The organism is Bradyrhizobium symbiodeficiens, assembly GCF_002266465.3.
GTDB classification, from domain to species: domain Bacteria; phylum Pseudomonadota; class Alphaproteobacteria; order Rhizobiales; family Xanthobacteraceae; genus Bradyrhizobium; species Bradyrhizobium symbiodeficiens.
The window spans coordinates 34,288-58,536 of the sequence record NZ_CP029427.2 but is presented as its reverse complement, the minus strand read 5'-3'; the positions used below and the strand labels follow the sequence as shown (position 1 = coordinate 58,536).

At 64.8% G+C, this 24,249-nt stretch carries 22 protein-coding genes and 1 pseudogene; 1 reads left to right on the top strand and 22 read right to left on the bottom strand.

What is annotated here, in order from left to right; all coding sequences use genetic code 11:
• Positions 1 to 120: 120 nt before the first annotated feature.
• The 8 genes from pnp to rimP all read right to left on the bottom strand — a co-directional run bounded on the left by pnp (position 121) and on the right by rimP (position 10,501).
• The gene (pnp, locus tag CIT39_RS00250; protein WP_094976104.1) at positions 121 to 2,277 is read right to left on the bottom strand and encodes a polyribonucleotide nucleotidyltransferase; all 2,157 of its coding nucleotides are present in this window, start codon (positions 2,275 to 2,277) and stop codon (positions 121 to 123) included.
• A gap of 377 nt (positions 2,278 to 2,654) precedes the next feature.
• Positions 2,655 to 2,924: a 30S ribosomal protein S15 gene (gene rpsO, locus CIT39_RS00245; RefSeq protein ID WP_094976105.1), complete on the bottom strand. Its 270-nt coding sequence runs from the start codon at positions 2,922 to 2,924 to the stop codon at positions 2,655 to 2,657.
• Between the two features lie 2 nt (positions 2,925 to 2,926).
• A complete protein-coding gene (truB, locus tag CIT39_RS00240) occupies positions 2,927 to 4,063 on the bottom strand; it encodes a tRNA pseudouridine(55) synthase TruB (protein ID WP_162308823.1) in 1,137 nt (378 codons plus the stop codon).
• On the bottom strand, positions 4,060 to 4,494 hold the full coding sequence (gene rbfA / locus CIT39_RS00235) for a 30S ribosome-binding factor RbfA (protein WP_094976106.1): 435 nt from the start codon (positions 4,492 to 4,494) through the stop codon (positions 4,060 to 4,062). Before rbfA ends, truB begins: the two co-directional genes overlap by 4 nt.
• 154 nt (positions 4,495 to 4,648) lie before the next feature.
• Entirely contained in the window at positions 4,649 to 7,357 is a 2,709-nt protein-coding gene (gene infB / locus CIT39_RS00230) for a translation initiation factor IF-2 (protein ID WP_094976107.1), read from the bottom strand.
• 69 nt (positions 7,358 to 7,426) lie between these two features.
• Positions 7,427 to 8,110, bottom strand: a complete 684-nt coding sequence (locus CIT39_RS00225) for an RNA-binding protein (protein WP_094976108.1) — start codon at positions 8,108 to 8,110, stop codon at positions 7,427 to 7,429.
• Positions 8,111 to 8,132: 22 nt separating this feature from the next.
• Entirely contained in the window at positions 8,133 to 9,743 is a 1,611-nt protein-coding gene (gene nusA, locus CIT39_RS00220) for a transcription termination factor NusA (protein ID WP_094976109.1), read from the bottom strand.
• 2 nt (positions 9,744 to 9,745) lie between these two features.
• The gene (rimP, locus tag CIT39_RS00215; protein WP_094976110.1) at positions 9,746 to 10,501 is read right to left on the bottom strand and encodes a ribosome maturation factor RimP; all 756 of its coding nucleotides are present in this window, start codon (positions 10,499 to 10,501) and stop codon (positions 9,746 to 9,748) included.
• 377 nt (positions 10,502 to 10,878) lie between these two features.
• Between rimP and CIT39_RS00210 the strand changes: the two genes are divergently transcribed.
• Positions 10,879 to 11,961: a DUF2336 domain-containing protein gene (locus CIT39_RS00210; RefSeq protein ID WP_094976111.1), complete on the top strand. Its 1,083-nt coding sequence runs from the start codon at positions 10,879 to 10,881 to the stop codon at positions 11,959 to 11,961.
• Here the strand turns inward: CIT39_RS00210 and trmB are convergent.
• From trmB to CIT39_RS00140, 14 genes and pseudogenes are all read right to left on the bottom strand, one after another.
• Positions 11,958 to 12,667 (bottom strand): annotated as a pseudogene (gene trmB / locus CIT39_RS00205) (tRNA (guanosine(46)-N7)-methyltransferase TrmB). The gene CIT39_RS00210 and the pseudogene trmB sit on opposite strands and share 4 nt — an antisense overlap.
• Entirely contained in the window at positions 12,664 to 13,821 is a 1,158-nt protein-coding gene (locus CIT39_RS00200) for a M20 family metallopeptidase (RefSeq protein WP_094976113.1), read from the bottom strand. The pseudogene trmB and the gene CIT39_RS00200 overlap by 4 nt, the downstream one beginning before the upstream one ends.
• An 86-nt stretch (positions 13,822 to 13,907) precedes the next feature.
• The gene (locus CIT39_RS00195) at positions 13,908 to 14,321 is read right to left on the bottom strand and encodes a helix-turn-helix domain-containing protein (protein ID WP_094894323.1); all 414 of its coding nucleotides are present in this window, start codon (positions 14,319 to 14,321) and stop codon (positions 13,908 to 13,910) included.
• A gap of 213 nt (positions 14,322 to 14,534) precedes the next feature.
• The gene (gene lnt, locus CIT39_RS00190; RefSeq protein WP_094976114.1) at positions 14,535 to 16,148 is read right to left on the bottom strand and encodes an apolipoprotein N-acyltransferase; all 1,614 of its coding nucleotides are present in this window, start codon (positions 16,146 to 16,148) and stop codon (positions 14,535 to 14,537) included.
• Positions 16,145 to 17,263 carry a hemolysin family protein gene (locus tag CIT39_RS00185; RefSeq protein ID WP_162308822.1) on the bottom strand — a complete coding sequence of 373 codons (1,119 nt, stop codon included), beginning with the start codon at positions 17,261 to 17,263 and terminating at the stop codon, positions 16,145 to 16,147. Before CIT39_RS00185 ends, lnt begins: the two co-directional genes overlap by 4 nt.
• A gap of 1 nt (position 17,264) precedes the next feature.
• Positions 17,265 to 17,774: an rRNA maturation RNase YbeY gene (gene ybeY / locus CIT39_RS00180; RefSeq protein ID WP_094976116.1), complete on the bottom strand. Its 510-nt coding sequence runs from the start codon at positions 17,772 to 17,774 to the stop codon at positions 17,265 to 17,267.
• Between the two features lie 61 nt (positions 17,775 to 17,835).
• Positions 17,836 to 18,834 (bottom strand): PhoH family protein, encoded by a 999-nt coding sequence (locus CIT39_RS00175; RefSeq protein ID WP_094976117.1) that lies wholly within the window; start codon positions 18,832 to 18,834, stop codon positions 17,836 to 17,838.
• A 64-nt stretch (positions 18,835 to 18,898) separates the two neighbouring features.
• The gene (gene miaB, locus CIT39_RS00170) at positions 18,899 to 20,293 is read right to left on the bottom strand and encodes a tRNA (N6-isopentenyl adenosine(37)-C2)-methylthiotransferase MiaB (protein WP_094976118.1); all 1,395 of its coding nucleotides are present in this window, start codon (positions 20,291 to 20,293) and stop codon (positions 18,899 to 18,901) included.
• Positions 20,294 to 20,441: 148 nt separating this feature from the next.
• Entirely contained in the window at positions 20,442 to 21,122 is a 681-nt protein-coding gene (locus tag CIT39_RS00165; RefSeq protein ID WP_094977006.1) for an HAD family hydrolase, read from the bottom strand.
• Between the two features lie 5 nt (positions 21,123 to 21,127).
• Positions 21,128 to 21,583 (bottom strand): Fur family transcriptional regulator, encoded by a 456-nt coding sequence (locus CIT39_RS00160; RefSeq protein ID WP_094976119.1) that lies wholly within the window; start codon positions 21,581 to 21,583, stop codon positions 21,128 to 21,130.
• A 39-nt stretch (positions 21,584 to 21,622) separates the two neighbouring features.
• Positions 21,623 to 22,108: a ribosomal protein S18-alanine N-acetyltransferase gene (gene rimI / locus CIT39_RS00155; protein ID WP_094976120.1), complete on the bottom strand. Its 486-nt coding sequence runs from the start codon at positions 22,106 to 22,108 to the stop codon at positions 21,623 to 21,625.
• Positions 22,105 to 22,800, bottom strand: coding sequence for a tRNA (adenosine(37)-N6)-threonylcarbamoyltransferase complex dimerization subunit type 1 TsaB (gene tsaB / locus CIT39_RS00150; protein ID WP_094976121.1), 696 nt, complete (start codon positions 22,798 to 22,800; stop codon positions 22,105 to 22,107). Before tsaB ends, rimI begins: the two co-directional genes overlap by 4 nt.
• An 88-nt stretch (positions 22,801 to 22,888) precedes the next feature.
• Complete coding sequence (locus tag CIT39_RS00145) at positions 22,889 to 23,458, bottom strand: NifU family protein (RefSeq protein ID WP_094976122.1); 570 nt, start codon at positions 23,456 to 23,458, stop codon at positions 22,889 to 22,891.
• Between the two features lie 242 nt (positions 23,459 to 23,700).
• The gene (locus CIT39_RS00140) at positions 23,701 to 24,195 is read right to left on the bottom strand and encodes a universal stress protein (RefSeq protein WP_162308820.1); all 495 of its coding nucleotides are present in this window, start codon (positions 24,193 to 24,195) and stop codon (positions 23,701 to 23,703) included.
• Positions 24,196 to 24,249: the final 54 nt, after the last annotated feature.

Genomic DNA, 24,249 nt, shown 5'->3' with positions numbered 1-24,249 from the left:
ACAGTCATTGTGACGCTGCGGCGGAATCGCGCATTGCTATCTCGATGATGCCCGCCGCAGACAGCCAATAAAAAGGGCGGCCTTTCGGCCGCCCTTCGTGTTTCCGATGGTGCTCAGCGATTACTCGCCGGCTGCCTCGCGCGGAGCCTTGTCGCCGTCGCCGACCTTGCCCTCGAGGTCTTCGCCGGTGGTCTGGTCGACGACCTTCATCGACAGGCGGGTCTTGCCGCGGTCGTCGAAGCCGAGCAGCTTGACCTTGACCTTGTCGCCTTCCTTGACGACGTCGGAGGTCTTCTGCACGCGCGCCGAAGCGAGCTGGCTGATGTGGACGAGGCCGTCCTTGGAGCCGAAGAAGTTCACGAAGGCGCCGAACTCCATCACCTTGACGACGGTGCCGTCATAGATCTGGCCGACTTCCGGATCGGAGGCGATCGACTTGATCCACTTGATCGCGGCCTTCATGGCCTCGCCGTCGCTGGACGCAACCTTCACGGTGCCGTCGTCCTCGATGTTGACCTTGGCGCCGGTCTTCTCGACGATCTCGCGGATCACCTTGCCGCCGGTGCCGATCACTTCGCGGATCTTGTCGGTGGCGATCTTGAAGGTCTCGATGCGCGGCGCGTATTCGCCGAGCTCGGCGCGGGCGTTGGTGAGCGCCTTGGACATTTCGCCGAGGATGTGGATGCGCCCATCCTTGGCCTGGCCGAGCGCGACCTTCATGATCTCTTCGGTGATGCCCTCGATCTTGATGTCCATCTGGAGCGAGGTGATGCCTTGCTCCGTACCGGCGACCTTGAAGTCCATGTCGCCGAGATGGTCCTCGTCGCCGAGGATGTCCGAGAGAACCGCGAAGCGCTTGTCTTCGAGGATCAGGCCCATCGCGATGCCCGCGGTCGGCCGCTTCAACGGCACGCCCGCATCCATCAGCGCGAGCGAGGCGCCGCAGACCGAAGCCATCGAGGACGAACCGTTCGATTCGGTGATCTCCGACACCACGCGCGTGGTGTAGGGGAATTCGTGATGCGGCGGCAGCACCGGGTGGATCGCGCGCCAGGCGAGCTTGCCGTGGCCGATTTCGCGGCGCTTGGTGCCACCGAGGCGGCCGGTCTCACCGACCGAATAGGGAGGGAAGTTGTAGTGCAGCAGGAACGTCTCTTTGTACGTTCCGGACAGTGCGTCGATGTACTGCTCGTCCTCGCCGGTGCCGAGCGTGGTCACGACCAGCGCCTGGGTTTCGCCACGGGTGAACAGCGCCGAACCGTGGGCGCGGGGCAGCACGCCGACTTCGGCGACGATGTTGCGGACGGTCTTCGAGTCGCGGCCGTCGATGCGCTTGCCGGTGTCCAGGATGTTCCAGCGAACGATCTTCGCTTCGAGCTCCTTGAACACGCCGGAGATGCGCAGCTTGTCGTATTTCGGCTCCTGCCCTTCGGGGAAGTAATGGGCGATCACCTTTTCCTTGACCTTGCCGACCGCGGCGTAGCGATCCTGCTTGACCGGAATGGCGTAGGCGGCGCGCAGTTCCTGCTCGACGAGGCCGAGCATTTCTTTTTCGAGCGCCGAATTGTCGATGGTGGTGACTTCGCGCGGCTCCTTGGCGGCCTTCTCGGCGAGCTCGATGATCGCGTTGATCACCGGCTGGAAGTGGCGATGACCGAACATCACGGCGCCGAGCATGATGTCTTCGTTCAGCTCCTTGGCTTCCGATTCCACCATCAGCACGGCGTCGGCAGTGCCGGCGACGACGAGGTCGAGCTGGGTGTCCACCATCTCGTCGAGCGTCGGGTTGAGGATGAACTCGTCATTGGCGAAGCCGACGCGTGCCGCGCCGATCGGGCCCTTGAACGGAGCGCCTGACAGGGTCAGCGCGGCCGACGAAGCCACCAGTGCGACGATGTCGGGGTCGTTTTCCATGTCGTGCGAGAGCACGGTGACGATTACCTGGGTCTCATTGCGCCAGCCGTCGACGAACAGCGGACGGATCGGGCGGTCGATCAGGCGGGAGACAAGCGTTTCCTTCTCGGTCGGACGACCCTCGCGCTTGAAATAGCCGCCGGGAATGCGGCCGGCTGCGTAGGTCTTCTCCTGGTAGTCGACGGTCAGCGGCAGGAAGTCGACGCCTTCGCGCGGCGACTTCGCGGCAACGACGGTGGCGAGCACCACGGTCTCGCCATAGGTGGCGACGACGGCGCCGTCGGCCTGGCGGGCGATCTTGCCGGTTTCGAGCTTGAGAGGGCGTCCACCCCAGTCGATCTCGACTGAATGCTTATTGAACATAGAGGTCTTCTTTCATGGGTTCTCGAAAGAAGGACGGGTCGAAAAACAAAAACCATGCGCAAGATTGCGGGACGTTGATCGAAGCGGGCGATCAGCGTCCTGCGATCCTGCCATGGTTTTTGGATTTCGGATGGCGTCCATCCCTTCGGGTCATACGGGCGCCTTGCCCGTTGTGCCCAGCCGCCGGATTGCTGCTGGACTGTCAGTCGGCACGAACGCGAACACCGAAGCGCGGTGTTCGCCCATCATGCCCCGGATGCTCGCCGTCAACGGCTCGCATCCGACGCGCACGCAGCCTCGACGAAAAACCTTTGAACAAACGCTTTCGTTCGAAATCACGCGCGAAAACGCGCGCCGTTTGGCGCGCGCAGGAACTCTTAACGACGAATGTTGTGCTTCTCGAGCAGCGACTTGTACCGCGCCTCATCCTTCTTCTTCACATAGTCGAGGAGCGAGCGGCGGGTCGAGACCAGCTTCAAGAGGCCGCGACGCGAATGGTTGTCCTTCACGTGGGTCTTGAAATGGTTGGTGAGGTTGGCGATGCGTTCCGACAGGATCGCGACCTGAACCTCCGGCGAGCCGGTGTCGCCGGCCTTGTTGGCGTTCGTCTTGATGACTTCCGCTTTGCGTTCTGCGGCAATCGACATCGTCAATTTCTCTCGTTGCGACCGGAGCTGGCAGTCAGGCCGGTCAGGTTGAACACACGCTTGGGGATGATTTCGCCGTTGCCGACTTCAGCAAGCGCGAGAAGACGGCCTGCCACCGTGACATAGACTGTGCCGCTACTTGTGGGCGCATCCCGTCCGCGCAACAAAACGGCCTGGCCCCGATGGAGCCTTGCCGCATCAGCCCGAGTGACGGCCAGTGCCGGGATGTCGTCCAGCGCGGTCTCAACGGGCATAAGCGCGTCCGCGAGGCTACCCTCGCCGGACGCGGCTCTATCGCACAAAGCCTCCAGCTGATCCAGCGGAATCATGTCGTTTTCGCCAAATGGGCCGACCAGGGTCCGCCTGAGCGCGCAGATATGGCCGTAAGTGCCGAGAATCCGGCCCATATCGCGGGCAAGTGCCCGGACATAGGTGCCCTTGCCGCATTCGGCCTCGAACACGGCGTGGTCGTTATCCGGTTGATTTACAAGGGTTAAATGGTGAATCTCGACCGGGCGGGCCGCCAATTCCACGATTTCGCCATCGCGGGCGAGGTCATAGGCGCGTTCGCCCTGGATCTTGATCGCGGAATAACGCGGCGGAATCTGCTCGATCACCCCTGTGAAGCGGGGCAACAGGGCCAGGATGGCCTCGCGGGTCGGACGCTGGTCGGAGGTCGCGGTCACCCGGCCCTCGATGTCGTCTGTGTCGCGCTCCTCGCCCCAGCACACCGTGAACTGGTAGCGCTTGCGGCCGTCCATGACGAAGGGAACGGTCTTGGTGGCTTCCCCGAGCGCGATCGGCAGCCCTCCCGAGGCGAGCGGATCGAGCGTGCCGGCGTGTCCGGCGCGCTTGGCGTTGAACAGCCGCTTGAGCACCGCAACCGCCTGCGTCGAGGTCATGCCGATCGGCTTGTCGAGCACGACCCAGCCATGGACGTCGCGCCGGTCGCGGCGGACCTGGTTGCCCTTCTGCCTGGTGTTGGCGCGCGGATCGTTGTTGACGCGGCGCGGCTCCTGATGCGGCTGCGAATCGCCGCCCAGGCCCGCAAAATTATCGTCCGCCAGATTATTCTTCTGCACGTCGCGCTGATCGGCCTGTTCGCCGCTGATCGTGTCGTGAGCCGGGTCCATCGTCATCGTTCTTCTTCCCGATCCGTGTCCGGATCCTGTTCCAGATCCTTCTGCACCGCAGGTGTTCTCAAAAGCTTCTCGATCCGTTCCGCTTCATCGAATCGTTCGTCGACGCGGAAGCGAAGGTCAGGTGCAAATTTCAGGTTAACGCGCCGCGCGATCTCGCCGCGCACGAATTTCTTGTTGCGCTCGAGCGCAGCGATGACGACCTCGGTGTCGCGGCCACCGAGCGGCATCACATAGACTGTCGCGAGCTTCAGGTCGGGTGACATCCGCACCTCCGGCACGGTGATGATGTGACCTTCAAGATCCGCATCATGCACGTTGCCTTGCGCCAGAATCTCGGCCATCGCGTGGCGAACCTGTTCGCCGACGCGCAGCTGCCGCTGCGAGCCTCCGCCTGGCGCGGAACTCTTCTTCTGATGATGGCGTGGCATGGTTGGAAATCACCTCGTCATGCCCGTGTTTGGGACACGGGCATTGTCATTTGTCCTGTTGAAACGAAGAGGGGTGGATGGCCGGAAAAATCCGGCCATCGCACTCCCGCAATTTCAGCTCAAAAAGATCCGGACGCTTCGGTAAGATTTGGACTTACAGGGAGCGCTGGATCGTCTCTACGCGGTAACACTCGATCACGTCACCGGCACGCATGTCGTGGTAGTTTTCGAAGGCCATGCCGCATTCCTGACCGGACTGGACTTCCTTCACTTCGTCCTTGAAGCGCTTCAGCGTCGACAGCTTGCCTTCGTGCACGACGACGTTGTCGCGGATCAGGCGCACATTGGCGCCGCGTTCCACGGTGCCGTCGGTGACGCGGCAGCCGGCGACCTTGCCGACCTTGGAGATGTTGAAGATCTCCAGGATCGAGGCATTGCCGAGCATGGTTTCGCGCAAGGTCGGCGCGAGCAGGCCGCTCATCGCCTTCTTCACGTCGTCCACGAGGTCGTAGATGATGTTGTAGTAGCGGATCTCGATGCCGTTGCGCTTGGCGGCCGCAGCGGCCTCCTTGTTGGCACGAACCGAGAAGCCGATGATCGCGGCGTTGAAACCTTCCGCCAGCGTCACGTCGGATTCCGAGATGCCACCGACGCCGGCATGCAGGATGCGGGCGGCGACTTCGTCGGTGCCGAGCTTCTCCAGCGAGCCGAGGATCGCTTCCAGCGAGCCCTGCACGTCGGCCTTGATGATCAGCGGGAATTCCTTGCGGCCCGCCGTCTTCAATTGCGACATCATCTGCTCGAGCGAGCCGCGCATGCCGGAGATCGAGGCAGCCGCGTTCTCGCGCTTCTGGTGCGCACGGTAGCTCGTGACCTGGCGGGCGCGGGCTTCGTTCTCGACCACGGCGAGACGATCGCCGGCTTCCGGCGGACCGTTGAAGCCGAGCACTTCGACCGGCACCGACGGACCTGCTTCCTGGACGGTCTCGCCCTGATCCGAGATCAGCGCGCGCACGCGGCCCATCTCGGCGCCGGCGACGATAATGTCGCCGACCCGGAGCGTGCCGCGCTGGACCAACACGGTCGCGACCGGACCGCGGCCGCGGTCGAGCTTGGCTTCGATCACGGTGCCCTCGGCCGGCCGTTCCGAATTGGTCTTGAGGTCGAGGATATCGGCCTGGAGCGCGATCATCTCGAGCAGCTTGTCGAGATTGGTCTTGTTCTTGGCGGACACTTCGACGTCGACGACGTCGCCGCCGAACGATTCGACCTGCACCTCATGCTGGAGCAGCTCGGTGCGCACGCGCTCGGGCTTGGCATCGGGCTTGTCGATCTTGTTGATGGCAACGATGATCGGCACCCGCGCCGCCTTGGCGTGGTTGATGGCTTCGATCGTCTGCGGCATGACGCCATCATCGGCCGCGACCACCAGCACGACGATGTCGGTGACCTTGGCGCCGCGGGCGCGCATCGCGGTGAACGCGGCGTGGCCGGGCGTGTCGATGAAGGTGATCTTCTTGCCGCTTTCGGGCGACAGCACCTGATAGGCGCCGATATGCTGGGTGATGCCGCCGGCTTCGCCGGAGACGACGTTGGCATGACGGAGCGCGTCGAGCAGCGAGGTCTTGCCGTGATCGACGTGGCCCATCACGGTCACCACAGGCGAACGGGTCTCAGTGTCGGTCGAATCGTCGGTGGCGTCGAACAGGCCTTCTTCAACGTCGGACGCGGCAACGCGCTTGACGGTGTGGCCGAGCTCTTCGGCGATCAGCTGCGCGGTGTCGGCGTCGATCACGTCGGTGATCTTGTGGATCGCGCCCTGCTTCATCAGCATGCGGATGATTTCCACCGCGCGCTCGGACATGCGGTTGGCGAGTTCCTGGATCGTGATCGCTTCCGGAATGACCACTTCGCGGATCAGTTTTTCCTTCGGCTCGTTCGCGGCATGGCCCTTCAGGCGCTGGGTGCGGCGGCGGAACGAGGCGATCGAGCGCTCGCGCACGTCGTCGGCATTGAATGCGGTGACGACGGTCAGGCGGCCGCGCTCCTTCTGCGGGCCGGGCTTGTGGGTGGGCTTGGGGGCTACCACGGGACGCGCGGCGCCGCCGGGACCGCGGCGGATCTGGCGCGGACCATCGTCCTCGTCCGGGCCGGCAGCAACCGCGGGCGCGCGGCCCAACGGGCCACCTGCCGGTCTCGCTGTGGTCGCTCCGGGACGCGCGGTCGATGTTCCCGGGCGTGCCGTGGTGGTGCCGGGGCGCGCGGCGGGGGCGCCGGGACGCGGCGCCGGAGCTGCGGGGGCGGCGGCTGCGGGGCGCGGCGCAGATGCCGGCTGCTCGCCTTCGCCAAAACGCTTCTTGGCCTCGGTCTCTGCCTTGCGCTTGGCTTCGTCCTCGTGACGGTGACGCTCTTCCTCGGCCTTGCGGCGGGATTCGGCCGCTTCGCGCTCGATGCGTTCAGCGGCTTCGCGAACAGCGCGGCGCTGGGCCTCTTCCTCGGCCTGGCGGCGCTCTTCGACTTCGCGCACCTTGGCGTCGGCCAGCGCGCTGGCGCGGGCGGAACGTTCGTCCTCGGTCAGCGTGCGCAGCACCACGCCGGATCCGGCGTTGCGCGGCGGTGCCGGGCGCGACGGAGCGGGCGTCGGAGTTGGCGCGGCCGGTGCCGGCTTCGCGACAACCGTGGGAGCCTGCGGTTCGGCACTGCCGTCGATGCGGCGCTTGCCGCGCTTCTCGACCACGACCTGCTTGCTGCGGCCGTGGCTGAAGCTCTGGCGGACAGTGCCCGTTTCGACGCGCGGCTTGAGCGATAGCGTCTTGCTCGGAACGCTCAGCTTTTTGTCGTCAGGGGTCTTGGTATCAACCATTCAGCAGTCCTAATCCTGATTTATCAGTGTTGTGCGTTGCCGCACCGTCCAATCGGGTCGTCGTATCTCTCAGAAATCCTGGCCGGGCTTTTCGGCAGTCTTGTCAGCGTCCGCCATCCGGTATCGGACCAGCATCTGGCTACGTGACAGGAATGACCTGCTCGCCGGGCCCGCGAGCAGGGCAGCATGTATCACATTTGACCGGGTCAGTGCCAAATCCAATTCTAACGATTTCAGCGCCGTGACGACGGTAATCTGCGGCTTGGCGCCGCGATTTCCGGCATTTTGACGCGCCAGCATGTCCAATTTGCGGATTCCGTCCGCGGCCCCGTCGCTGGCGTGGATCAGGACCTCGGCCGTGCCTTCCCGAAGGGCGCTTTCGACCTTGCCGAAGCCGGCCACGACCTGACCGGCCTTGGCAGCGATCCCAAGGGCTTCCGTCACGCTCCGAACCAGGAGCGCCTCGATATCGGCAGGAAGCGTCTGAGGGATGCGCAACTCGCGCTTGAAGGCCTTGCCAAAATGGTGACGCCGGACGGCTTCCGCAACCACCCCGCGAGAGGCGGTGAGCCACATGCCGCGTCCGGGCAGCTTGCGCTTGAGATCTGGAACTACGTCGCCCTGCGGCGAAATGACGAAGCGGATCAGCTCGTCGATCGGCCGGACCTGCCGACTGACCGCGCACATCCGCATGGTCGCGGACCTTTCGGTCCGCGGTCCATGGTCAAGTTCGGGGTCAGTGTCGGTGAGCATCCGGGCGACATCCTCCTTCGCCCTAAGCCGGCTGATCTTCAGTCGCCTCGGCCTCCTCAGTGGGCTTGGCGAGATCGGCCTCGGTGATCCAGCCGGCCTTGACGCGGGCCTGCATGATCATCGCCTCTGCATCGTCACGGGAAATGTCGATACCGTCGAGCGCGCCCGGGAACTTGGTCTGTTCGCCGCCTTCCTTGCGCTCGGTCCAGCCGACCAGATCGTCGGTGGCGCAGCCGGCGAGGTCCTCGACCGTCTTGATGTCGTTCTCGCCGAACTTCACCAGCATCTTGGAGGTGACGCCGGGCACGTCCTTGACGGCGTCCTCGACACCGAGCTCCCTGCGGCGGGCCTCGATCTCCGCTTCCTGCTGCTCGAGATATTCGCGGGCACGGTTCTGGAGTTCCTGCGCGGTCTCCTCGTCGAAACCTTCGATGCCGGCGAGTTCCTTGAGGTCCACCATGGCGAGTTCCTCGACCGAGGTGAAGCCTTCGGACGCCAGCAGCTGGCCGACCACTTCGTCGACGTTGAGCGATTCCATGAAGACGCGGGTGGAGTTCTCGAAGTCGGCCTGGCGGCGCTCCGATTCCTCCTGCTCGGTCAGGATGTCGATGTCCCAGCCGGTGAGCTGCGAGGCCAGACGCACGTTCTGGCCGCGGCGGCCGATCGCCAGCGAGAGCTGGTTGTTGGTGTCGGGCACCACGACCTCGATGCGCTCGCGGTCCTCGTCGATGACGACCTTGGACACTTCGGCCGGCGCCAGCGCGTTGACCACGAAGGTCGCGATGTCGGGCGACCACGGGATGATGTCGATCTTCTCGCCCTGCAATTCGTTCACCACGGCCTGCACGCGCGAGCCGCGCATACCGACGCAGGCGCCGACCGGATCGACCGAGGAATCCCGGGAAATCACGCCGATTTTCGCGCGCGAGCCCGGATCGCGGGCAACCGCCTTGATCTCGACGATGCCGTCATAGATCTCCGGCACTTCCTGTGCGAACAGCTTCGCCATGAATTGCGGATGGGTGCGGGAGAGGAAGATCTGCGGGCCACGGGTCTCGCGGCGGACGTCGAAGATGTAGGCCCGGACGCGGTCGCCGTTGCGGAACACTTCGCGCGGCAGCATCTCGTCGCGGCGGATGATGGCTTCCCCCCGGCCGAGATCGACGATCACGCTGCCATATTCGACGCGCTTGACGACGCCGTTGACGATGTCGCCGATGCGGTCCTTGAATTCCTGATACTGCCGGTCGCGCTCGGCCTCGCGGACCTTCTGCACGATGACCTGCTTGGCCGACTGCGCGGCGATGCGGCCATATTCCAGCGGCGGCAGGGTGTCGGCGATAGTGTCGCCGACCTGGGCGCCGGGATTGGCGCGCTGTGCATCCACTAGCGAGATCTGGTTGGAATGGTTTTCGACCTTCTCGACCACCAGCATGTGGCGCGACAGCCGCAGCTCGCCCTTCTTCGGGTCGATCTCGGCGTGAACGTCAGTTTCGCTGCCGTAACGTGCCCGCGCCGCCTTGGCGATGGCATCCTCCATCGCGGCGATGACGATGCCGCGGTCGATCGATTTCTCGCGCGCAACGGCATCGGCGATCTGGAGCAACTCAAGTCGATTGGCGCTGACTGCCATGGCTAGTCTCCTTCGTCAGGCTCGATCTCGCCACGCCGCGCGCGTTCGGCAGCAAGGCGATGTTTCTTTGTGTTGGTCGGGGCCGGCTTCTTTTGCGGCTTGGTGTTTTTGGTGATCTTCGCGCTGATCTCGGCGTGCGGCGCAGCCGGCGGCTCCAGCCCGAGATTGCGTCGCATCTGGCGCTCCTCGGCCTTGCCGCGGCGCATGGATTCCGCGATCAGATCGTCGGTCAGCACCAGCCGGGCCTCGCCGATATCTTCCATCGTCAGCAGGACGTCGGGATTGTCGCTCGCCTTGGCGTCGTCGCGACGCAGGTGCACCCGGTCGCCCTCGACGGCGCCCAGCTTGCCACGGAACCGCTTGCGTCCTTCATGGGCGACGGCCATGTCGATCTTCACCAGATGGCCGGAATAGCGTTCGAAATCGGAACGGCGGACCAGCGGCCGGTCGATCCCGGGCGAGGAAACTTCCAGCCGATAGGCGCGATCGATGGGATCGGCGACGTCCAGCACGGGCGACAACGCCCGCGAGATCGCCTCGCAATCCTCGAGCTGCATCGAGCCGTCCGGCCGCTCGGCCATGATCTGCACGGTGCAGCCGGCCTCGCCGGAGATGCGGATCCGCACCAGCCGGTAGCCCATGCCCTCGAGCACCGGACCTGCGACCGCAGACACACGTGCCGCCACGCCCGGCTCGACCACGAGCCTCGGCTCGGCCAGCAACTCGGCATCCGTGGAACCAGTGTTCGGTTCGGTCATATCAGGGGTCAAGGCGCTCGTTGGATAAGGCTTGGGGTTAAGGCTTGGTTAAGATTTTCAAAGCCCGCTTCGGAAACTTCCCGACAGCGCGTCAGGCTACATCTTCCGCCAAGCCGCGTTCGGGTAATAAAAAAGAGCGGGTCCTTTCGGGCCCACTCTCACTACGCGGATCGTATGAGAAGATGAATTGGCGCTGATATAGCGCTTTCTGTCCCTCCGGACAAGGCCCATCGCAGGCCAAACGAGGCTTTTTGCGCCCGATTCGCGGCGTCCCGGGCCTAACGCTTCCTTCACCTCGGAGGTCTAAATTCCCTGATTGTGGGGCGGCTTGGACCAAGGGCGCGCCCGCGGCGTGCCCCCTACGAGTTTGCGTTTTCATGACCGTTGCCACGTCGCTCATTCCCGGACTGGACGATATCGTCAAGCGCGGCGATCCGCGGCGACGCGGAGAGATCGCGCGCGCCATCTCCGAACTGTTCTTCCAGGATTCCGCCAATCTTCGTCCCGAGCTCATCGATCTCTTCGACAATCTCCTGATCGATCTCGTCCCGCATGCGGAGCTTGCCTCGCGCGTCGATCTCGCCGAGCGCTTCTCGCAGTTGAACAATGCACCGCCGCATCTGGTGAATCAGCTCGCGCGCGAAAACGAAATCGCGGTCGCGGGTCCGGTGCTGCGCCGCTCCCCCGTGCTCGACGACGCCGCGCTGGTCGAGATCGCGCGGTTGAAAGGTCAAGGGCATTTGCTGGCGATGACGGAGCGCCCCGCTTTGTCTCCTCTCATCACCGACGTGCTGGTCGAGCGCGGCGATCGCAACGTGGTGCGCCGCGCCGCGGGCAATGCCGGTGCGGTGTTCTCGCCGGGCAGCTATTCCGAGCTGATCAAGCGCGCGGCGCAGGACGGCGTGCTGACGCTCAAGATCGGCCAGCGCAACGATCTCTCGGGCGAGAACCTGAAACAGCTTTTGGACGGTACGCTCGACGTCATCCGCCGCCGGCTCTCCAGCGTGGTCAATCCCGCGCGCCAGGTCGAGATCAAGCGCGCGATGGTGGCCATTGAGGAGGCCGCGCTGCCGCCGGGGCCACGGCGCGATTTCTCGGCTGCCCAGCGCACGGTGCTTGCGTTGCATCGCGGCGGCCATCTCGGCGAGAGCGCGCTGCTCGGCTTCGCCAAGGCGAGCAAATACGAGGAATCGATCGCATCGCTCTCGGCGATGTCCGGCGTTCGCCTCTCGATCCTCGACCGCCTGATCTCAGGCGATCGCTACGATCCGATTCTCATTCTCGGCCGCGTGCTGAATCTCGGCTGGCCCACGGTGCGCGCGCTCATCCTGCTCTGGTACGGCCCGCACCGCACGCCGGCCGATGCCGACATCGAGGCCGCGCGCGTCAACTTCACGCGCCTGATGCCGACGACCGCCGAGCGGGTCGTGAATTTCTGGCGCAACCGGCAGACGATCTAGAGTCGCCTGAACCGCAGATAGGCCGCCTTGCGTCCTTCGCGCGTGGCCTTTCGGCCGTAGCGCGTCATGGTGTAGCCCGCCCATGGCTGCCTGAAATCGTCGGCGCGTTCGGCAAGCCAGACGAAATCCTGGGAATGCGCAAGATGCGACAGTGTCCAGGCGCAGTAATCGTCGATGTCGCAGACGAAGCGGAATTCGCCGTTCGGCTTCAGCACGCGCGCCATCGCCGCGATCGTCCTGTCCTGGACGAAGCGCCGTTTCCAGTGCCGCCGCTTCGGCCAGGGATCCGGATGGATCAGGTCGATCCGCGACAGCGATGCCTTAGGGAGCCAGGCCAGCAGTTCGGCCGCATCGCCTGCGAAAAGGCGGATGTTGCCGATGTTGGCGGCCTCGATCTGCGCGAGGATCTTTGCCATGCCGTTGACATAGGGCTCGCAGCCGATGAAGCCTGTCGTGGCGAAGCTCTGAGCCTCGGCCGCGAGATGCTCGCCGCCGCCGAAGCCGATCTCGAGCCGCACATCTTCAGTGGCGGGGTCGAAGATCTCGCCTGCATCCGCCGGCGTCTCGCTGGCGATGTCGAGCGACAGATGCGGCAGCAGATGACCAATCAGCTCGGCCTGGTGCTGCCTGAGCTTGTGGCCCTTGCGGCGCCCGAAGAACGCGCGCTCGCTGTCATCGCGATCGGGTCTGATTTGCGCTCGCTCATCGCAGCGTCTGGTACAGGCGATGGAGCAGCCGCGCGCGGGGGGCGAGCGACGAGATGTAGATCTGCTCATAATGGGTGTGCGCGCCCTTGCCGTCGACGCCGAGACCGTCGAGCGTCGCGGTATGGGCCGCGGTGAAATTGCCGTCCGAGCCGCCGCCGGTGTGGGTGTCGACCAGCTCGAAGCCGATCTCGCCGGCGAGTGTCTTCGCATGCTCGTAGAGCGAGGCGCCTGCGTTGCTCTTCTCGTAGGGCGGACGATTGAGCCCGCCGGTGACGGTGACGGTGACGCCGTCGGTCTTCGATGTCAGCCCAAGGATCTTGCCGACGAACTCCTCTGCGTCCCTGAGGCTCAGCACGCGCAAATCGACTTCGGCATAGGCCTCTTCGGGGGTGACGTTGGGGCGCGTGCCGCCACGCACCACACCGACATTGACGGTGACGCCACGCGCGAGGTCGTTCATCCCTTCCAGAGCCAGGATGACGTTGCCGAGCTCGCGCACGGCGCTGCGGCCGTCTTCCGGCCGTGAGCCGGCATGCGCGGGCACGCCTCTGATTGATACCTTGAAGCGTCCGACGCCCTTGCGTCCGGTGACGATCTTGCCGCCGTCGCGCGCCGGCTCCGTCACCAGCACGTATTTGGCCTTGCGCCCTTCCGCCTCGATGAGTGTGCGAGAGGTGGGGCTGCCGATCTCCTCGTCGGAGGTGAACAGATGCGTGATGCCGAGCGGCGAGCGATCGACTGCGGCACACAGTGCGCGAAACGCGTGATGGGCGATGTAGGCGCCGCCCTTCATGTCGTAGATGCCGGGACCGAACGCGACGTCACCGTCGACCTTGAACGGCAGGCGCTCGATGAATCCCATGGGATGAACGGTGTCGAGGTGGCTCAGCACCAGGATGCCCGGCCGGTCCTGCCCCCAATTCGTGCGCGCGATGAGATGGTCGCCGCAGCCGTCGACGCCGTCGACGCGCTCAAGCGTGACGGGCAGGTCGCGGTATTGCTCCGCGACCACGGACATCAGCCTGTTGACCTGTTCAGGCGCTTCCGTCGGCGTCTCGATCTCCACCCAGCGGCGGATACCATCGAGAATAGTTTGGGAATCGAACCAATTGGAGCTGGTCATGCGCGCATCTGTGCCCTTGAATCGCATCATCGAAGCGGACACGCATCAAAGCGCGGCCGGAAATGACGACATAGGCCAGATTTCACGCCGTCTCAAATCGCCATTGAGATAGTGCGTCAGCGCTTGTCGGGGCCTTCGCGGGCCGCGATCTGCTCGACGAGATCGACGATCGAGCGGCGCATCTTCGAATCGGTGATTCGCGTGAATGCCTTGGTCAAGGCAAGCCCCTCGGAGGTCGCGAGAAAGTCCGACACATAGGAGGGCGAGGCGCCTTCGCTGAAGCCATCCGGACCCGCCACGCCGCTCGGGCCGCCCTCGAACAGGAACGACACCGGCACCTGCAGAATCTCGGCGATCTGCTGGATGCGGCTCGCGCCTACACGGTTGGTGCCCTTCTCGTATTTCTGAACTTGCTGGAAAGTCAGGCCCAAAGCTTCACCGAGCTTTTCCTGGCTCATGCCCAACATGATGCGGCGCATACGCACGCGACTGCCGACATATTTGTCAACAGGGTTGGGCGCTTTCGACATTTCCTCAGCCCTCCAAACACCACCTTCAGCGCAATCAACCGGAGTGCCTCAGGTGCTAGCAACGTCAAATCAAACCCTCTTATTGGAAAACATTGCGGAGAAATTTAGCAATGCACCACTGTCTTTTGCAGCCGGTGCAGAATGGGGAGCCCGCGTGCAGTCTGTCAACCGTGGGACTACGGTTGTCAAAAGCTTCCGGCCGCGACGGCGCGATCAGGCCTTCCGCTTGGCGGTGCGTCGGCGGACGGCCAGAAACACGGCCACTGCGACGAGCATGGCGGCCGGCACATCGCCCACCCGCGCATAGACGGTCGGTGAGATCGCGGCAGGCAGACTTGCATCCAAAATGCCTTCGATTCCGAGACCGAGGCTGGCGACGGTGCGGCCCACGGGATCGATCACCGCAGAGACACCCGTATTGGCCGAGCGGACGAGCGGCAATCCAAGCTCGATGGCACGCATCCGCGACTGCTCCAGATGCTGATAGGGACCAGTCGAAATGCCGAACCAGCCGTCATTGGTGAGGTTGACGATCCAGCCCGGGCGTTCGTTGCGTCCAGCCACTTCGCCGGGAAAGATTGCTTCGTAACAGATCAGCGGTAGCGCAGGCGGCGCGCCGGGCACCTGCAGCGCATGACGCACTGTGCCGGGAATGAAGCCGCCGCGCATGCGCGTCAGTTGCTCGAAACCGAGCTTCTCCATCAATGCCTGGTAGGGAAGAAATTCTCCGAAAGGCACCAAATGCAACTTGTCGTACACTGCGAGCACGCTGCCGTCGTGATCGATGACGTAAATCGAATTATAGGCACGCGTGATCGGCGTGCCGCGCGGCAGGTCGGGCGCGCGGACCGAACCCGTGATCAGCACCGTGCCTTTCGCCAGAAGCTCGGCGATTTGCGCCATCGCGTCGACTTCGCGGGTCAGGAAGAACGGAAAGGCGGATTCCGGCCAGATCAGGATGGTGGCATCGCGCACGCCTGTCGATTGCGGGCCGGAGGCGCGGTCCGACAGCGCCAGGTATTTTTTCATCACCTCCGATTTGGCGGCGTAGTTGAATTTGGCGTCCTGCTGCAGGTTCGGTTGCATCAGGCGCAACTTGACGCCTGAGACCATCGTGGTTGGATGCAGCGACAGGCGGATCGCGCCGAAGATGCTCATGACAAGCAGGAGCGCAATTGCAGCCGCCGGCACGCGCCACGCCAGGCGGCGATCGGGCGTGCGGTCGATCAGCGTCGCGGGGCTCGCGAAGATCGCAACCGTCAGGAACGTCATGCCCCACAGGCCGACCAGCGAGGCGGTCTGCGCCAGCGGCAACGGCTCGGACAGCGCGTAACCGAACGCGTTCCAGGGAAAGCCGGTCAGCGCGTGACCGCGCAGCCATTCGGCGATGGTGAGGCTTGCGGCGAGCGCCAGAATGCGCGTGGCATCCTTGGTCCAGAGTAGGCGGGCCAGCGCAAATCCGATCGCGGTGAAGATCGAGAGATAGGCCGGCAGGCCAAGCACGGCGAACGGCGTCAGCCAGGCGAATGTATCGGCATCGACGAAGAAGGCGTAGCCGATCCAGTAGAGACCAGGGACGAAATAGCCGAGCCCGAACCAGTAGCCGGTCAGCGCCGCGGCGGGGACGCCGCCATAGCGTCCGGCGCCGGCGCCGTCGATCAGCCAGACCAGCACCGGGAAGGTGATGAACAGCACCGGGAACAGGTTGAACGGCGCCAGTGCCAGCACCGACAGCGCTCCGCACGCCATGGCGATGACGGCGCGCTTCCACCCCCAGGCGAGGATGATGGCAAGTGCAATTTGCCGAAGTCGCTGGAACGGGCTCACTGCTGGCCGGTCCCGTCGCTCGGCGGCGGGGCGGGCGTGTCATTGGCCGGCGGTTGACCGCTGTCCGGCGCGGCCTCGCGGCGCCGGGTCTCGCGCTGAGTGCGCGGCGCGGGGCGCTCCTTCCGCGTCGAGATGCGCAGCCGCTTGACGCGGCGCGGATCGGCATCGAGCACCTCGATCTCGTAATTGCCAGGACCCGAGATCACCTCGCCGCGCACCGGCAGGCGCCCGACGAAGCTGACGAGATAGCCGCCGAGAGTCTCCACTTCCTCGCCCGCCTCGCCGGTGACGAAATCCTCGCCGATCACCGTGCGAACGTCATCTAGGCTGGCGCGGGCGTCGGCGATGAAGGCATTGTCGGGCAGGCGCACGATCGAGGGCGGCTCGTCGCTGTCGTGTTCGTCGTCGATCTCGCCAACGATCTGCTCGACGATGTCCTCGAGCGAGACCAGCCCGTCGCTGCCGCCATATTCGTCGACCACCAGCGCCAGGTGAATGCGCGTGGCCTGCATCTGCGCCAGCAGGTCGATCGCCCGCATCGACGGCGGCACGTAGAGCAGCTTGCGGATGATGCGCGCATCCTCGAGCGGCATCGCGAGGTCGACGGCGCGGAGGTCGAGCCCGGCCGGCAGCGGCTTCTTGCGCTTGGTCTTGGTAGCTTCCGGCACGCGGGCACGCGAGGTCATGAAAGCGAGCAGGTCGCGGATGTGGACGATGCCGACGGGATCGTCGAGCGTCTCGTTGAAGACCACGAGGCGCGAATGGCCGGCGCTCTCGAAGCGGTCCATCAACTCGCCGAGCGGGATGTCGCGCTTGACCGCGATTACGTCGGCGCGATGCACCATGACGTCGGCGATGCGGCGCTCGTGCAGACCAAGGATGTTGCGCAGCATGGTGCGCTCGACCGCCGAGAAGCCGGTGTCGTCGGGCGTCGTTGCATCGAGCACGACCTGGAGGTCGTCGCGCACCGATCCCGCCTTCCAGCCGAACAGCGTGCGAATGGCGCGCAGGAGCCAGCCGTCGGCGGTCGGGCGCATCACCTCGCCCTGGGTCACCACGACCGGCAAATTGGCCGAGTGGCGCGGGTTGTCGTGGATCGGGTCGGAGTCCGGCATCTCAGTGCGTCCCTGCGCGGTCTGCATAGGGATCGGGAATTCCCAGGTGAGCCAGGATCTGCGTCTCCAGTGCTTCCATCTCTTCGGCGTCGCCGTCGTTCTCGTGGTCGTAGCCGATCAGGTGCAGGAAGCCGTGCACGGCGAGATGGCTCAAATGGTGGTCGAACGGCTTCTGTTCCTCGTCCGCCTCGCGCCGCATGGTCTCGTAGGCGATCGCGATATCGCCGAGCATGCGCGGTGCATCGCCCGGCTTCCATTCGCTCTCCTGCTGGAGCGCGGGAAACGACAGCACGTTGGTCGGCTTGTCGATGCCGCGCCAATTGCTGTTGAGGGTGCGGATGCCGGCATCATCGGTCAGCATCACCGCCACTTCGGCGTCGGCAACGTCTTCGTCGACACTTTCGGCCGCGGCTGCGACCGCACGTTGGATCACGGCTTCGGAGTCGGGCTCGCCTTGCCAGCAATCGGCGACGACGAGAACCTCGGTCATGGGAAGATTCGGTTGCGACATTGTCTTTGTTCGGAACGATGAGGCGCCGTGTCCGCGCCCTCTGGGTCCGGCTGTTGCCTCGTCAGGATTTGCCGGCGGCCGGCCGCGGCGGCGAGCCTTCGTAGGCGGCGACGATCCGCGCCACGAGTTCGTGGCGGATCACGTCCTCGGCTTTGAAATGAACCTGGGCAATGCCCTCGACGCCGCCCAGGAGGCGGGTCGCCTCGGCCAGGCCCGAGGTCTGGCCGTTCGGCAGATCGATCTGCGAGGGGTCGCCGGTCACGATCATGCGGCTGTTCTCGCCGAGGCGCGTCAAGAACATCTTCATCTGCATCGACGTGGTGTTCTGCGCCTCGTCCAGGATGATGGCGGCGTTGGTGAGGGTACGGCCGCGCATGAAGGCGAGCGGCGCGATCTCGATCTCGCCGGTCTGGAGCGCGCGCTCGACGATGCGCGCATCCATGAGGTCGTAGAGCGCATCGTAGATCGGGCGCAGATAAGGATCGACCTTCTCGCGGAGATCGCCGGGCAGGAAGCCGAGCCGCTCGCCGGCTTCCACCGCCGGACGCGACAGGATGATCTTGTCGACCTCCTTGCGCTCGAACAGTTGCGCGGCATGCGCGACCGCGAGCCAGGTCTTGCCGGTACCGGCCGGGCCGATGCCGAACACCAGCTCATGGCGCTTCAGCGCGCGGATGTAGGAGTCCTGCGCGGCGGTGCGCGCGCGCACCGGGCGCTTGCGCAGATTGATGCTGTCGAAGGCCGCCGATTTGGCCGATTTGGCGTCGAACTCGAACAGCGAGCCTTGCGCGATCACGGCGCGAATCGCGCCCTCGACCTCGCCCTGGTCGAGATCCTGCCCCTTCACGGCCTGGGCATAGAGCGTTTCCAGCACGCGGCGAGCGGCGTCGCAGCCGTCGCGCGAGCCGCCGATGGTGATGTGGTTCCCTTTGGAATCGACGACGACGCCGAGCCGCCGTTCGATCTGCGCCAGATGCTGGCCGTAGGGGCCGACCAGCGCAGAAGCGGCGCGATTGTCGTCGAAGTCGATGACGACCTGGGTCTCGGGCGGAACTTGCATGTCGCGGTCAAATTTGCGGCTGGGAGCTAGCGAAGACGAATCCGATGCGCTTTTGGGCAAGGGTTCAGGCTCCAGTGGCTTGCGATAAAGCGGGCTCGCGCGCGCCGTGCGGGGGCACGAGCTCGCCGAGGAAACTGTAGCGTTCGAGGCTGTCGATCCTGACAGGCAGGATCTGTCCGATGATGTCGGGCGGGGCCATCACATGGGCGGGCTGCAGGAACGCGGTGCGGCCGACGATCTGGCCGTGCTTGCGCGCCGGACGCTCGAACAGCACGTCGACCGTTGAGCCAATCGCAGCCTTGTTGAAGGCCGATTGCTGGCTGTCGATCAGTTCCTGGAGCCGCTCCAATCGCTGGTCCATTTCGGCGGGGGACACCGTCTCCTGCATGTCCGCGGCCGGCGTTCCCGGCCGGGCGGAGTATTTGAACGAATAAGCCGCAGCGTAGCCGATTTGCGTGACAAGCGCGAGGGTGGCGAGAAAATCTTGCTCGCTCTCGCCGGGGAAGCCGACGATGAAATCTGATGAAAAAGCAATGTCTTGGCGCGCAGACCGGAAACGGTCGATGACATCGAGATAATCATCGGCGGTATGTTTCCGGTTCATGGCCGCCAGAATCCGGTCCGAACCCGACTGCACCGGCAGGTGCACGAACGGCATCAGGGCACCGAGATCGCGATGGGCCGCAATCAGACTGTCGTCGACGTCGCGGGGGTGGCTGGTCGAGTAGCGCAGCCGCGCGATGCCGGGAATCGTCGCCAGATGTTCGAGCAGCCTGCCGAGCGGCCAGGTTTTTCCGTCCGGCCCGTCGCCATGATATGCGTTGACGTTCTGCCCGATCAGCGTGAGCTCGCGCACGCCGTTGTCGGCGAGCCGCTTCACGTCGTCGACGATCTTCGCCACGGGCCGGGACACTTCGGCGCCGCGCGTATAAGGCACGACGCAGAAGGTGCAGAACTTGTCGCAACCTTCCTGCACCGTGACGAAAGCGGAAATGCCGCGCGCGCGGATGGCGTCGGGCTTGGGTTGGGCGAGAAAGCCGAACTTGTCCTGGGCGGGAAACTCGGTCTCGATCGCGCGGCCTTCGTCGCGCGCACGCTTCAAAAGCTCAGGAAGGTGATGATAGCTCTGCGGGCCGACAACGACGTCGACCACAGGCGCGCGGCGTGTGATCTCCCCACCTTCGGCCTGCGCGACGCAGCCCGCGACCGCGATCTGCATCGTGCGCCCGGCGCGGGCGGCCTCGTCCTTGGCGACGCGCAGTCGCCCGAGCTCGGAATAGACCTTTTCTGAGGCTTTCTCGCGGATATGGCAGGTGTTGAGGATGACAAGGTCGGCGTCATCAGCGCTGGCCGTCTCCACGAATCCTTCCGGAGCCAGCGTATCCACCATGCGCTGGGCATCGTAGACGTTCATCTGGCAGCCATATGATTTGATGTGCAGCTTGCGCGGCGGCGTCATGGAACCCGGAATTGTGGTGGAGGACCTTCCTCAAATATAGGTTGGAGGGACGAAAATCCAGCCAATGGCGGGACGGAAGGTTCGTTCGGGGCGCCAAGCAGCCGCCAAGCAGCTGCCAAGTACGGAATCGCGAGGTTTGGCGTCAGATTCAGCCCGCCAGAGTGTCCAAAGCGACCCGCCGGACCAACTCCGGCAACTGCCGCATATCGTCGAACGTCAATCTGGCGCCGGCGGCGCGCAGCCTTTCGGCGTGTCCCGGCGGGCAATGGCTGCCGCCGTGAAAGCCCAGCACGGTCATCCCGGCGGCGTGTGCACCGGTCACCCCCGGGACGCTGTCCTCGATCACGAGGCACCGTTCCGGCGCGACTTTCATCTGGGTGGCGGCAAACAGGAACAGGTCGGGCGCGGGCTTGCCGCGTGCGACCTGGCTCGCCGAAAAGATATGCGGAGCGAGCAGGTCGTAGAGGCCGGCGCAGGTCAGGCCGTGCGTGATCTTCTCTGGCGTGCCGCTCGATGCGACGCATTTGGGCAGATCGATTGCACCGATCGCCGCTGCAACATGGGTGATCGGCTGCAGATCACTGGCGTAGAATCGCAGTGTGGCTGCGCTGATCTGCTGCTCCAGATCACCCGGGAGGCTGCGGCCGATCTCCTGTTCGACCATCAGCCGCGCGTCCTTCTCGGATACGCCGAGGAAGCGGACCAGCACCTGCTCCGAGGTGATCGGATAACCGTGCCGCGTCAGCACATCCGCATGGGCGCGACAGGAGATCACCTCGCTGTCCACGAGCACACCGTCGCAGTCGAAGATAATGAGGTCTACGGGCACCAAACTCAAGACGTCGGCTTGTCGTCGTCGAGCGGGACGCAATAGAGCTCGAGCCGGTGGTCGACCAGCTTGTAGCCGAGCTTGCGGGCGATCTCCGCCTGCAGCTTCTCGATCTCTTCGGAGGTGAACTCGATCACCTTGCCGTCGCGCAGATTGATGAGGTGGTCGTGATGGCTGTCGCGCATCTGCTCGTAGCGCGCGCGGCCTTCGCGGAAATCGTGACGCTCGATGATGCCGGCATCCTCGAACAGCTTGACGGTGCGATAGACGGTCGAGATCGAGATCTTGTCGTCGACCGCGACACAACGCCGGTACAATTCCTCGACATCGGGATGATCGAGCGCCTCCGCGAGCACGCGGGCGATGACACGGCGCTGCTCGGTCATGCGCATGCCGGTGGCGGCACAGCGCGCTTCGATGCCGGACGCCTTGGATGCGGAAGAAGGTTTCAGTGCGGTCATAGTTTGTCTGCCTGGCGGGGGCGCTTTCTGCCACCAATGTTACGACAAGTCACGCCGCATCAGAAGGGCGTTCAATTGGTCCCCGTTCGGCTGCTTATAGTAGCGTTCGCGGCGCCCGACCACTACGAATCCGGCACCATCGTAGAGCCGCCGCGCCGGCTGGTTGTTTTCCTCGACCTCGAGAAATATTGTGCGCACGCCGCGCCCTGCGAGATGGCCGAGATGGGTCATCAGCAGCGTGCGGGAGAAGCCGCGGCCGCGATAGGCCTCGTCCACGGCGATCGAGAGGATTTCGGCTTCATCCGCCCCGATCCGCGACACCGCGAATCCGACGGTCCTGCGTCCCTGGCGCAACCGATGTACGAGCGTGTTGCGCTCGCTGACCATGCTCTCGAATTCGCCCTCGCCCCAGCCGCGTGCGAAGGAGGCGCCGTGAAGCTGCGCCAGCCGCGCGGCGTCACGCACGGATGCGGGCTCGACGGCGGCAGTGCCGCCGCGCCACCATTCCAACAGCCATCTCATCATGGGGTCGCGGCTTGCGCTGCAAACGGCGGCTGTGCCGCCGGCTTGGCGTCGGGCGCTTTCAGATAGAACGGCCGCGCCGGATTCGTCGCGGGATCGGCGGCAGCGCCGAGCCATGCGACCCAGCCGATATCGGGCGCGGGCTGCGCGTCGACCGCGACGGGCTGCGGGACGTCGTTCGGCCAGCGCTCGGCGAGGATATTTGCGGCATTGCCGACCAGATGCGGCGCGCCGAACTGCGAGGCTGCGATCGCCGCGTCGACGGACGCGACGCTCGGCCGCACCAGCTGGCTGCCGTCGCCGGCGACGATCTGGAAATAGACATGGTCGTGGCGCGCGTCGATTGCGGAGATCACGGGTGCCGATTTGCTCTGGCCCACGATGGCGGCGGCATAGCTCGACAAGGTGGTCAGGCCGATCGCCGGCCGCGCTGCCGCGAGCGCAAGGCCGCGCGCCGCCGAAATGCCGACGCGCAGGCCGGTGAAGCTTCCGGGGCCGACCGTGACCGCGATGCGATCGAGCGAGGTGAAGCCGAGATTGGCCGATTGCATCACGCGCGCGATCATCGGCATCAGCGCCTCGGCGTGGCCGCGCTTCATGAGAAGCTGCTCCTGCGCGAGGAGCTCGGCCGCTTCGGTGTCGAGCACGGCAACGGAGCAGGCGTCGAGCGCGGTATCGATGGCGAGGATCAGCATGAAAAAACGAATGGCGAGTGGCGAATAGCGAACACTCTAGCCGATCGGAGTTCCATTCGCCATTCGCTACTCGCCATTCGCGCTCTAATCACATCGGCCGGACTTCGACCACGTCCGGCACGAAGTGCTTCAGCAAATTCTGGATCCCGTGCTGGAGGGTCGCGGTCGACGACGGGCAGCCGGCGCACGACCCCTTCATGTTGAGATAGACGATGCCGTCCTTGAAGCCGCGGAAGGTGATGTCGCCGCCGTCATTGGCGACCGCCGGCCGCACGCGGGTCTCGATCAGGTCCTTGATCATGTCGACCGTTTCGGCATCGGACTCGTCGAAGAACTCGTCCTCGTCGTCGAGATCGGCATCGTCTTGAGCCGCGCCGCCGACGAGCAGCGGTGCGCCGGACATGTAGTGCTCCATGATGGCACCGAGGATCGCGGGCTTGAGCTGCTGCCATTCACCGTTTGCCTTGGTCACGGTGATGAAGTCCGATCCGTAGAACACGCCGGTGACGCCGGGCACCTCGAACAGCTTTTCGGCCAGCGGCGAGCGCGTAGCGGCTTCGCGGGTGGCAAATTCCATCGGGCTGCCGTCGACCACGACGCGGCCGGGAATGAACTTCAGCGTGGCGGGATTGGGGGTGGCTTCGGTTTGAATGAACATGGTTTTCTCCAGACGTCGCCGGTTCAAGGCCGGCGCGTGAGCTATCCAGTAGCAGATGGCGACGGCGAACGCACGGTCAAGGGGGTGGCGAGGAAACTTCGTTGTTATTTCAGCGAGTTAGAGAGCCAAAGAGCTTCGCAATCATGGCCGGGTTTGACCCGGCCATCCACGCCTTGCTTCCCAGTGCCAAAGAACGTGGATGCCCGGGACAAGCCCGGGCATGACGAATATCTGGCTGGACGCTACGACAGCGAATCCACGCTTCCGTCGCTCAGGGCGCCGGAAATGATCGTCACCGGCACCGGGAACGCCCCCAGCGCATGGGTCAGCAGCGAGACCAGCGGCCCCGGACCTTCCGCTCCGGGATTTGCGGCGAGCACGAGCATGGCGATGTCAGGGTCCTCGTCGATCACCGCGAGCAGCTGTTCCATCGGCGCGCCTTCGCGGATCACCCGTTCCGGCGTGATCGCGGCGATCCCATTGGCGCGGCCGGCGGCACGGTCGAGCGCGGCTTCCGCCGCTTCCTGCGCCTCGGCGCGCATGATGTCGGCGACCCCTAGCCATTCCTGGGTCTGCTGCTCGGGCTCGATGATGCGCAGCATCACCACGCCGCCGCCGGCGCGGATCGCCCAGCGGCTGGCGTAGTAGACCGCGCGATCCCATTCGGCGGTGTCGTCGACGATGACGAGGCATTTGGGCTTGTGACCCGGCTCGAAGCAAAGTCGCTTGCTGGTCATGCATGTCCCGGAATGTGCAGGGACGGCATGCTGCCACACTCCCGCAGCGTTGGG

What these genes read in the sequence shown, in the direction of transcription:
- pnp (WP_094976104.1), bottom strand. Translation starts at nt 2,277, where the DNA reads ATGTTCAATAAGCATTCAGTCGAGATCGACTGGGGTGGACGCCCTCTC.
- rpsO (WP_094976105.1), bottom strand. Translation starts at nt 2,924, where the DNA reads ATGTCGATTGCCGCAGAACGCAAAGCGGAAGTCATCAAGACGAACGCC.
- truB (WP_162308823.1), bottom strand. Translation starts at nt 4,063, where the DNA reads ATGACGATGGACCCGGCTCACGACACGATCAGCGGCGAACAGGCCGAT.
- rbfA (WP_094976106.1), bottom strand. Translation starts at nt 4,494, where the DNA reads ATGCCACGCCATCATCAGAAGAAGAGTTCCGCGCCAGGCGGAGGCTCG.
- infB (WP_094976107.1), bottom strand. Translation starts at nt 7,357, where the DNA reads ATGGTTGATACCAAGACCCCTGACGACAAAAAGCTGAGCGTTCCGAGC.
- CIT39_RS00225 (WP_094976108.1), bottom strand. Translation starts at nt 8,110, where the DNA reads ATGCTCACCGACACTGACCCCGAACTTGACCATGGACCGCGGACCGAA.
- nusA (WP_094976109.1), bottom strand. Translation starts at nt 9,743, where the DNA reads ATGGCAGTCAGCGCCAATCGACTTGAGTTGCTCCAGATCGCCGATGCC.
- rimP (WP_094976110.1), bottom strand. Translation starts at nt 10,501, where the DNA reads ATGACCGAACCGAACACTGGTTCCACGGATGCCGAGTTGCTGGCCGAG.
- CIT39_RS00210 (WP_094976111.1), top strand. Translation starts at nt 10,879, where the DNA reads ATGACCGTTGCCACGTCGCTCATTCCCGGACTGGACGATATCGTCAAG.
- CIT39_RS00200 (WP_094976113.1), bottom strand. Translation starts at nt 13,821, where the DNA reads ATGATGCGATTCAAGGGCACAGATGCGCGCATGACCAGCTCCAATTGG.
- CIT39_RS00195 (WP_094894323.1), bottom strand. Translation starts at nt 14,321, where the DNA reads ATGTCGAAAGCGCCCAACCCTGTTGACAAATATGTCGGCAGTCGCGTG.
- CIT39_RS00185 (WP_162308822.1), bottom strand. Translation starts at nt 17,263, where the DNA reads ATGCCGGACTCCGACCCGATCCACGACAACCCGCGCCACTCGGCCAAT.
- ybeY (WP_094976116.1), bottom strand. Translation starts at nt 17,774, where the DNA reads ATGTCGCAACCGAATCTTCCCATGACCGAGGTTCTCGTCGTCGCCGAT.
- CIT39_RS00175 (WP_094976117.1), bottom strand. Translation starts at nt 18,834, where the DNA reads ATGCAAGTTCCGCCCGAGACCCAGGTCGTCATCGACTTCGACGACAAT.
- miaB (WP_094976118.1), bottom strand. Translation starts at nt 20,293, where the DNA reads ATGACGCCGCCGCGCAAGCTGCACATCAAATCATATGGCTGCCAGATG.
- CIT39_RS00160 (WP_094976119.1), bottom strand. Translation starts at nt 21,583, where the DNA reads ATGACCGCACTGAAACCTTCTTCCGCATCCAAGGCGTCCGGCATCGAA.
- rimI (WP_094976120.1), bottom strand. Translation starts at nt 22,108, where the DNA reads ATGATGAGATGGCTGTTGGAATGGTGGCGCGGCGGCACTGCCGCCGTC.
- tsaB (WP_094976121.1), bottom strand. Translation starts at nt 22,800, where the DNA reads ATGCTGATCCTCGCCATCGATACCGCGCTCGACGCCTGCTCCGTTGCC.
- CIT39_RS00145 (WP_094976122.1), bottom strand. Translation starts at nt 23,458, where the DNA reads ATGTTCATTCAAACCGAAGCCACCCCCAATCCCGCCACGCTGAAGTTC.
- CIT39_RS00140 (WP_162308820.1), bottom strand. Translation starts at nt 24,195, where the DNA reads ATGACCAGCAAGCGACTTTGCTTCGAGCCGGGTCACAAGCCCAAATGC.